7 protein-coding genes are annotated in these 9,226 nt (G+C 22.7%); 1 reads left to right on the top strand and 6 read right to left on the bottom strand.

The window, feature by feature from the left end; genetic code table 11:
• Window positions 1-108 precede the first annotated feature (108 nt).
• From OC701_RS01900 to OC701_RS01875, 6 genes are all read right to left on the bottom strand, one after another.
• Complete coding sequence (locus tag OC701_RS01900; protein ID WP_304514413.1) at window positions 109-471, bottom strand: PIN domain-containing protein; 363 nt, start codon at window positions 469-471, stop codon at window positions 109-111.
• Between the two features lie 33 nt (window positions 472-504).
• Window positions 505-1,872 (bottom strand): signal recognition particle receptor subunit alpha, encoded by a 1,368-nt coding sequence (locus OC701_RS01895; protein ID WP_304514412.1) that lies wholly within the window; start codon window positions 1,870-1,872, stop codon window positions 505-507.
• Between the two features lie 82 nt (window positions 1,873-1,954).
• Window positions 1,955-2,914 (bottom strand): signal recognition particle-docking protein FtsY, encoded by a 960-nt coding sequence (gene ftsY, locus OC701_RS01890; RefSeq protein WP_304514411.1) that lies wholly within the window; start codon window positions 2,912-2,914, stop codon window positions 1,955-1,957.
• A gap of 102 nt (window positions 2,915-3,016) precedes the next feature.
• Window positions 3,017-4,981, bottom strand: coding sequence for a type I DNA topoisomerase (gene topA, locus OC701_RS01885; protein WP_304514410.1), 1,965 nt, complete (start codon window positions 4,979-4,981; stop codon window positions 3,017-3,019).
• Window positions 4,982-5,713: 732 nt separating this feature from the next.
• Window positions 5,714-6,577, bottom strand: a complete 864-nt coding sequence (gene ylqF / locus OC701_RS01880) for a ribosome biogenesis GTPase YlqF (RefSeq protein WP_304514409.1) — start codon at window positions 6,575-6,577, stop codon at window positions 5,714-5,716.
• A 55-nt stretch (window positions 6,578-6,632) separates the two neighbouring features.
• Window positions 6,633-7,376, bottom strand: a complete 744-nt coding sequence (locus OC701_RS01875; protein WP_304514408.1) for a hypothetical protein — start codon at window positions 7,374-7,376, stop codon at window positions 6,633-6,635.
• Window positions 7,377-8,644: 1,268 nt separating this feature from the next.
• On the opposite strand from OC701_RS01875, the gene OC701_RS01865 reads away from it, so the two are divergent.
• The gene (locus OC701_RS01865) at window positions 8,645-9,121 is read left to right on the top strand and encodes an SVM family protein (protein ID WP_304514407.1); all 477 of its coding nucleotides are present in this window, start codon (window positions 8,645-8,647) and stop codon (window positions 9,119-9,121) included.
• Window positions 9,122-9,226: the final 105 nt, after the last annotated feature.

Genomic DNA, 9,226 nt, shown 5'->3' with positions numbered 1-9,226 from the left:
GCAACCCGCTTTTATGGTCTGCTATAATCTATCATTCTTTCGTCTGATAAACCGACCATATCCTTTCAGGGTTTATCGGCCCTGGCTATTGGTTAGATAGCATGAAATTTAGGCCTCTTTGGCGCCCCCTATTTGATAATGATATTTAACTCCAGAAATTTTTAAATATTCCTGTACCAAAACAATTTGATCTATTAATAATTGAGGTATAAGAGGACGTCCTTTTTTATAATCTAAATAAATTTCTTTTTTTTTTGTTTTACCTTGCGTATCGAAAGCAACTAAAATATGATTTTGGGTTTTTTCTAAAATTTTTTCAAACATATTAATAAAAATCATTAAAGCATTAAATTTATTTAAATTATTGTTATTTTCATTTTCAATATTATTTTTATTTTTCTTTTTATAAGCAGTAGCATAATAAGCGCGAAAAACAAGTGCATGCCCATCTACTAAAATTAAATGTTTCATAACTTTGATCATCCCTATTAATTAAAAAAATATTTATTTTGAATTTAAAAATTTATTTATCAAATCTTGATAATCTGTCGTCGAATCCTTTTTAAAATTTTTATTATCAATTTGTTTAGTTAAATTTTTTTGTTTTTCTATAAAATCAATCAATAAATTTATTTCTTGATAAGTTGTACCAGAACCTTTAATAACGCGATGACGACGACGATTATTATTAGCAATTAAATCTGGATTTAATCTTTCTTTATGCGTCATACTTTGGATAATAGCTTCGAATTTAATAATTATATTATTGTCTAAAATATTTAAATTCGAGATTTTATTGCTAATTCCAGGAATAAAATTTAAAATTTTTTGAAATGACCCCATTTTTTTAATTAAATTTAAATGTTTTTGCAAATCATAATAATTATAATTATCTTGAAACAATTTATCTATTAATTCGGCGTTTTGTTTAGGATCTATTTTGGATTCTATATTTTCTATTAAAGTAGATAAATCACCCATTCCTAAAATTCTAGAAGCTATTCGATCAGGGTAAAAAAGCTCAAAATTATCATCATTATGTTGTTCTGAACTAGAAATAAAACGAATAGCTAATTGAGTAATGTACCTAATAGATAAAATTAAACCACCTGAGGTTTTAGCATCCATTTTCGTCATAATTACCCCTGTCAATGGTAATTTATCATTAATTTTTTTAATTTTACCTGATATTTGTTGACCTCCTAAAGCATCTATAACAATAAACGTTTCATCTGGTTTAATATTTTTTTTAATTAAAGATAAATTATCTATACTAGCTGTATCTTCAGGAGAAAATCCGGTAGTATCAATGATAACAACTTGAAAATGATTATTTTTAGCATAATCAATACCATTTAAAATAACTCCTAAAGAATCATTTGTATTATTATCGTTGTAAACATCGATCTCTATATTTTGGCCGATTTGTTGTAATTGTTGAATACCACCAGGTCTATGATAATCTGCTGCAATTAATAAAGTTTTACTATTTTTTTTTCTATTTAGGAAAAAAGCTAACTTACCTGCAACAGTCGTTTTACCACTGCCTTTCATCCCTATTAATAAAAAAATATTTAATTTATTTTCTTGTAAGTTTAAAGGTAAAGATTTATTTCCTAAAATACTAGTTAAAGTATTTTGAATAATTTTAACAACTTGTTGTTGAGGAGTCAAACCTTTTAAAAGTTGCATATTTAAAGTTTGTTGTTTAATTAGTTCATTAAATTTCGTTACTACTTCATAATCAACATCTGCCTTTAATAAAGCGGGGTTGATCTCTTGCATGATATTATCAATATCATCCTGTTGAATATATTTTTTATTACCAATTTTATTAATTATTTTTTGAACACTTTTGCTTAAAAAATTCATAAATAACTCCTTTTTATTTAGTAAATATTTTGGTTAACAAATATTTATTTTATTTGAAATAATGATTATGTATATTTAATTTTTATGAATTTTCAAATAAACAATTAACATAATTTTGAATGTCAAATTCTAATAAATCATTGGATTTCTCTCCGACACCTATATATTTAGTTTCTAACTGGTATAAATGTTTAATAGCTAAAATTAATCCTCCTTTAGAAAAATGATCAAATTTAGTAAGAATAACACTAGTAACCGAAATAAGTTTATTAAAAGATTCTACTTGTTTTAAAGCTTCTTGTCCTGTCATGGCATCTAAAATTAAAAAAATTTCATGCGGAGCTTGAGGATTATATTTTTTAATAACTCTATCTATTTTAGCTAATTCTTTCATTAAATTATCTTTATTTTGTAATCTTCCAGAAGTATCACACAAAATAATATCAGAATTTTGATTTTCACCATACTTCAGACCTTCAAAAATGACACTTGCTGGTTGACTATTAGCTTTAGAAAAAAAAATACTTTTAGAAATATTACTCCAACTTTTCAATTGTTCTACGGCTCCAGTACGAAAAGTATCTGCCGCTATTAATAAAACTTTTTGATTTTTTTCCGTCAATTTAGTGGCTAATTTACCAATAGTAGTGGTTTTTCCAGACCCATTAACTCCTACAAAAAGATAAACTTGTGGTTTTTGAGTTAAAATATTACTTTTTACATTTTTTGCATTATTTGAGTTATAAAATAATAAAAATTGATCTCTTAAAAAATTTAAAAAATATTTGGGTTGAGATAAAATTTCAGATGAAATATTTTTATGCATTTGACTAATTAAATTTTGAGTAGATTCTATACCTAAATCAGATTTAATTAATAAAATTTTTAATTCATCCAATAAATTTTCAGTTAATTTGTTTTTTAATTTAATTTTTTTCGCCCATTCAGATATTTGTTCTTCTTGCAAAGTGTTTAAATTGGCAAAAAAATTTTTTTTCTTTTGAATTTTTTCTTGAAAAATTTTTTTAAAAAAATTAAACATAAGTTATTTATTTCCCTTGAATGATATATACATAAATAAAAATTATCAATTAATATATTTTATAAATTTATGTAAATTAGTTTTTTCATATAATGATTATCACTATTCTTCTTCTTCTTTATTTTTTAATTTATTATCTTTATTATAAGAAATAATTTGTTTACATTTCGGATAAGAACTACAACCTAAAAATTTACCATATTTACTATTTCGTTCTGCCATAAAAGAACCACAAACAGAACAATTTTGATTTGTTAAAATTAGAGATTTTTTCTTTCTTTGATCGAGATCTGAATTTAGGCATTTAGGATAAGAATTACAACCTAAAAAAACACCATATTTACCATAACGCTCTACCATAAAATCTCCGCAAACAGAACATTTTTGTTTTGTAGTAATATTTTCCATATTTTTAATATTATTATCGGCATATATAAATAATTTAATAAAATCATCATAAAATTTCTTTAAAATAGTAATTTTATCTACTTGACCATTAGCGATTTTATCTAATTGTGATTCCATATGAGCTGTATATTCGACATTAATAAAAGAATTAAAAAATTTCATTAAAACTTCATTTGTAATTAAACCTCGTTGAGTACAAATCATTTTTTTATCCTTAATTTCAACATAATATCTACTTTTTAAAGTCTCAATAATATGAGAATAAGTTGAAGGTCTGCCAATTTGTAAATTTTCTAAATTTTTAATTAAAGAGGCTTCATTATAACGAGGCGGTGGTAAAGTCATTTGAGATTTCGCTATTACCTTTTGAGGTAAATAATATTTTTGCTTTTCCCAATCTGGCAATAAAATTTCTTTAAAATGAGAATGAGCTGCTGTTTTGAAATAACCATCAAATATTATTTGATAACCTTCTGCTTGAAATAAATATTTTTCTATTTCAAAAATAAACTGTTTTTTGTCAATAATTGCTGCACTCATCAAGCTAGAAATAGTTTTTTGATAAATTAAAGTATATAAAGATAATTCATCTTTATTTAAATAATTTTTAATTTCTTGAGGAGTTTTTTTAATATCAGTAATTCGAATAGCTTCATGAGCTTCTGGATTATTTTCAGAAAAAGTACTTAAAATATTATTCACATAAGAAGAACCAAATTTTTCAGAAATAAATCTTCTTGCTTCTCTCAAAAATTCCTTAGAAATATAATAAGAATCAGTACGCATATAAGTAATCAATCCTATGATTTCTCGATTTATTTTCACACCTTCGTAAAGTTTTTGAGCAACTATCATAGTTTTACGAGAGTTCATTCCTAAATATTTAAATGCTTCTTGTTGCAAAGTAGCTGTAATAAATGGTTTAGGCGGTTTACTTAAGATTTGAGTTTTAATTACGTCTTGTAAATAAAATTGTTTATCTTTTAATTGATTTATAATTCGATTTGATTCTTCCGATTTAATTTTAGGTTTTTTCGGATTCATTATTAAATTAGCCGTAAAACTTTCAAAAATAGCTTTAATTAAAAAATATTCTTCAGGAACAAATTCGTTATGTTCTTTTTCGCGTTCAGCAATAAGTTTTAAAGCTACAGATTGAACACGTCCTGCTGATTTAGAACGAATGCGACGCACTAAAGAAGACAATTTAAAACCAATAATTTTATCTAAAATTAAACGAGTTTCTTGCGATTCTACTAAACGTTTATTAATTAATACAGGATTATTAAAAGCTTTAATAACAACATTTTTATTAATTTCACTAAAAAAAATTCTATTTTTATCTGATGGATTTAATTTTAAAACTTGAGCTAAATGCCATGCGATAGCTTCGCCTTCTCTATCGAAATCAGTAGCTATGAATACATCTTTATCTTTAGTTTTAGAAATCAAATCTTGAACTATAGCTTCTTTATCTTCGATAATACAATAATCAGGCTTAAAATTATTATCAATATCAATTCCTAAATTATCTTTACCTTTTAAAGATAAATTACGTATATGACCTTTCGAAGATAAAACTAAAATTTTATTATCAAAAAAACTACTAATAGTTTTAGCTTTGGAAGGTGATTCTACAATAATTACTTGCGATTTCATAATTAAAATTCTCCTCAAAGAAATTTGTTAAGTTGAAAACAAAAATTTATATTATAATTTATAAATTTTAAATGATTATATATATAAAATTAATAAATTATTTGCGTTTTAATAAATAAATTAGTTATTTAATTAACTATTAACAGGCCCCTCTATGCCAAACCACAAAAATATTATCAATAAATCATAAATTAATGACTTATTATGCCCTATCAAGATCGTTATTCTTCATCTTGAGACTATGTGTCTCTTTATCATTCTGAATAAATTCAGTCCTTTGACTAATAAGAAGTAGCTTTGTCTTTAGGAGCTCTAATGGTTTTTATTTCATTATTGACTTAATTTAATAATTCTGCCTTGAGGATTATTTTCCGAATTATTATAGATATCGACTTTAATTATTAAGAAGAATTGACCGATGTTAAAACGGTGATATTTAGGATTTTTTGAATCGAACAGCTATTCAATACCTATTATAAATATCTATATATCTTCTGAAATGCTTGCATATAGTAATTTTAAGAAACAGGTTTTCTTTAATTATGTGATTTTTACTTTGTCTTCTAAGGCTTTTTAGGAATTATTATTATAACTGACTGTCCTTGGGTAATTTGTATCGTATAACCCGTTAAACCGTTATAATCCCTAATTATTTTATTTTTTAGGAATTTCGCTCGACCTTTTTAGTGTTTATTACCAGCAGCAATATTAATTTATTGGATAAATTAATATTTAAACCTCTTTGACGAAATCATGCGATAAATGTAAATCAAAATTAACCGGACCTATAAAACCATTAGAAATTTTATACAATATCATATCTAAAACTTTATTTTCGTCAAGAATTTTATTTTTTGTTAAATAAAGATTTTTTTGAGCTATTTTATACCATAAATTTGGTAATTCTAATTCTTGTTCATTTAATTTAAAACATTTTTGCAAATTTTGATAGTAATTTTTTTTAAGATAAGTTAATAAATATTCTACAATAGGTAATTTAGGATATAAAGTAGATTTAATACAACCACAAATAGCTAAATTATAACCAATACGAGGATCGTTAAATTTATGATATAAAATCCCAGGAGTATCTAATAATTTCATTCTGGGGCCTATTTTAATCCATTGCATTTGCTTAGTAATACCTGGTATGTTAGCTGTTTTAACCATTTTTTTGTTAGCTAAGCAATTAATAAAAGTGGATTTACCAACATTAGGCATACCAGTAATCATTAATTTTAAAATTTTATGTTTCCAAAAAGGATTTTTCATTTTTAAAATTCTATAAATATAAGGTTTTATTTGATGAATATTTATTTTTATTTTAGAATCAATCCATAAAAATGGTATTTTATGATTTTCGAAAAATTTTTTAAAAATATTTATATTAGACATATCAGCTAAAGATATTTTATTTAACAATAATAAAAAAGGTTTATTATTAAAGGTTTTTAATAATTCCCAATTAACACTTGAATAAGGTATCCTGGCATCTAAAATGACTAAAATTAAATCAATTATTTTTAAATATTGAGATATTTCTTTAAAAGTTTTTTTCATATGACCGGGAAACCATTGAATACAAATTTTACTCATTATATTACTCTTCTTAATAATTTTTTCATAAAAAATAATAAATATCTAAATTATATTATTTATTATTATTTTTATCTAGTTCTTGTTGTAAATTTTGTAAATATAATTTTAAATCTTGGTCAGGCACAAAAATTTTTTTACTATAAACTTTATATACTTCTTCTCCAGATATTAAAATAATAGCTAAACCAATTTTATCTAATAAAACATGATAAAGACGCTGTAAAAACAATTTTTTAGCCCAATGAAAAGGATTAATTAAATTAACTGAATTACTTAAAAAATTCATTATTTTATTAGTTTTTTTAATTTTGTGTAAATATTTTTTATTTATTAGTTTGTATTTTAAAACCATAATTTGTCGCAAAGTCATACGTTTAAAAATACATAAAATTTTATTTTGAAATAAAATATCAATTCTTTTATGTAAATATTCTATTAATAATAAAGTTTCTCCTAAATTCAATTCTAAACAGGGAGAAGTGGATTTTGGATAAAAAATAGTTGCAATTTCTAAAGTTAATTTTTGTATTTCTCGGAACAATATGTCCATATACTTTTGAGGATGTTGTTGGGTTTTTTCCAAAAAAGTTAATTGATGTTTTTTAATTAATTTATTTACTTTTTCATTTTCTTTCAAATCTTCTGCTTCATGAAAAGAAATTTTAAAATTTTTATTAAAGTTCTTAACGATAAAAAATAAATAAACCAGAGAAAAAGTAATTCCTCCGGCACCAAATCCGGCTAAAAAAACTCCAAAAAATTTCAATTGATTCCATAAATTATTAATTAAAAACATATTCAAGCTTCCTTTAGATTTATTATTATCGAATATTTTCTAGAATTAATACCTTTCGCTTTATATTGTTAAACTATATTTTTGGCATCATTATTTTCAAATATTAAAATTTTTTAAAGAACTATAATATTTCGTTTCAAACTTTTTAACACAATAAAACACAATAAATAACTATTCAAATATATAATTATTAATTATAATACTTTTTTGATTGTTTTTACTAAGTATTTATTAATTAATATTTTTAATTTTTATAATTTCTTTTCTCAGTTAAATCAAGCATAATAATAAAACTTATGTTAATTGATACATTATTTTTTATTATAAATACAATATTTATTTATGATATGTATAAATAAAAATTATTTTTTTATTCATTATTTTTTTAATATAAATATTTATAAAATATTTCATTGAATTTTTTTTATTTGATTATTAAATTATTTAAAGGAAATAAAATTTATCTATTCATTTCTATTACCTTTGTAAAATTAGATCAAGATATATTCATTTAATAATTTGATTATGAATATCTCCTTTTATAACCATCAATAATTATATAATAATATTTGTATTAAATAAATCCACAAATAAATAATAAACAATAAAATTCACTTCGTTTATAAAATAAATGTTGTAATTTACTTCCATACTTATAATTATATATACGCTTATACATCCTGTTTGCTACACAACATTGTTTTAAGTAATTAATAATAAAGATACCAATTTTGGGTTATTTTGCTTTTTTACTCTTTTCAAATGCGTTAAATTTGTTGAATTTCTTTTTTTTACATTTGAAAAAAGTTTAAAAAATTAACCTTTTATTATGTATTTAATACAACAATTAAAAAAGTTGTTAACCAAATAAAAAAAATGCACTTTTTTAAAAAATAACGAATTATTAGAATAATAAAAAAATATTTTTTTCAGTTTTTTAAGTTAAAATATAAACAAGTCAAAAAATAAGAGGTTACGAATTTACTTAATCCTAGAATACAAAGGCCCTAAAAACTTCTTAACCAAAGGCCAAAAATACTATCTTGATGAAGCTTTTGTTGAAGATATTGATTCTGAATTAACCCGTTTCCACTTGCACTTCAATCCTGTCTGTCAAACTTTATCTCTCTTTAAAGATAAACATAATAACGATAAAGTAAAAGAAACTAAAAATAATAAAAAAACCAGCTCTGACTAGTAACAAAATAATAGCAACTGTCAATATATTATTAAAATTCCAGGAATAAAAATTAAAGGAGATTTAATTAATGTTTAAATTACCAAATCAATTTAAAATAATCAGTCTTTGTTTATTTATTTTTTTAGGACTATTATTAATATTTCATAACAATCCAATTATGGCCATGGGTAAAAATAGTAATAATAATAACGAAATTTTTAATGACCAAGAATATATTTTGTATATAAAAGAAGAATTAATAATACAAAATGAATTAACAAGTTTAATCCTGGTTAACGATAAAAAAGAAGAACTTTTACATAAACAAAAATGCATTACAACAGAAATCAATAAATACAATAAAAGAAAAAATAATAATCAATTATTAATAACCGATAATGATCAACCTGAAAATTCTCGGCAAAATATAATTTCTATAACAGAAGATGATAAAGATGATTCATCAGATAATGAACTTCAATATATTAATTTAAGTAAAAATAATTATAATAAACATTCAATTGATAAACCAGAGTGTTCCAAAAAGAATGATGATATAAATTAAATAAATGTTAATTTTTAATCACAACCCCAAGACCCCTCCTCTTTTAAACCTGCTCTACTAAAAGGGTACCACTGATTAAAACAACCAAATATAATAAAAATAAAC

The organism is Candidatus Phytoplasma bonamiae (genome assembly GCF_030586845.1).
GTDB classification, from domain to species: domain Bacteria; phylum Bacillota_I; class Bacilli_A; order Acholeplasmatales; family Acholeplasmataceae; genus Phytoplasma; species Phytoplasma bonamiae.
Note: the sequence above shows the minus strand (reverse complement) of the source record. Positions and strands in the feature narration are given on the sequence as shown.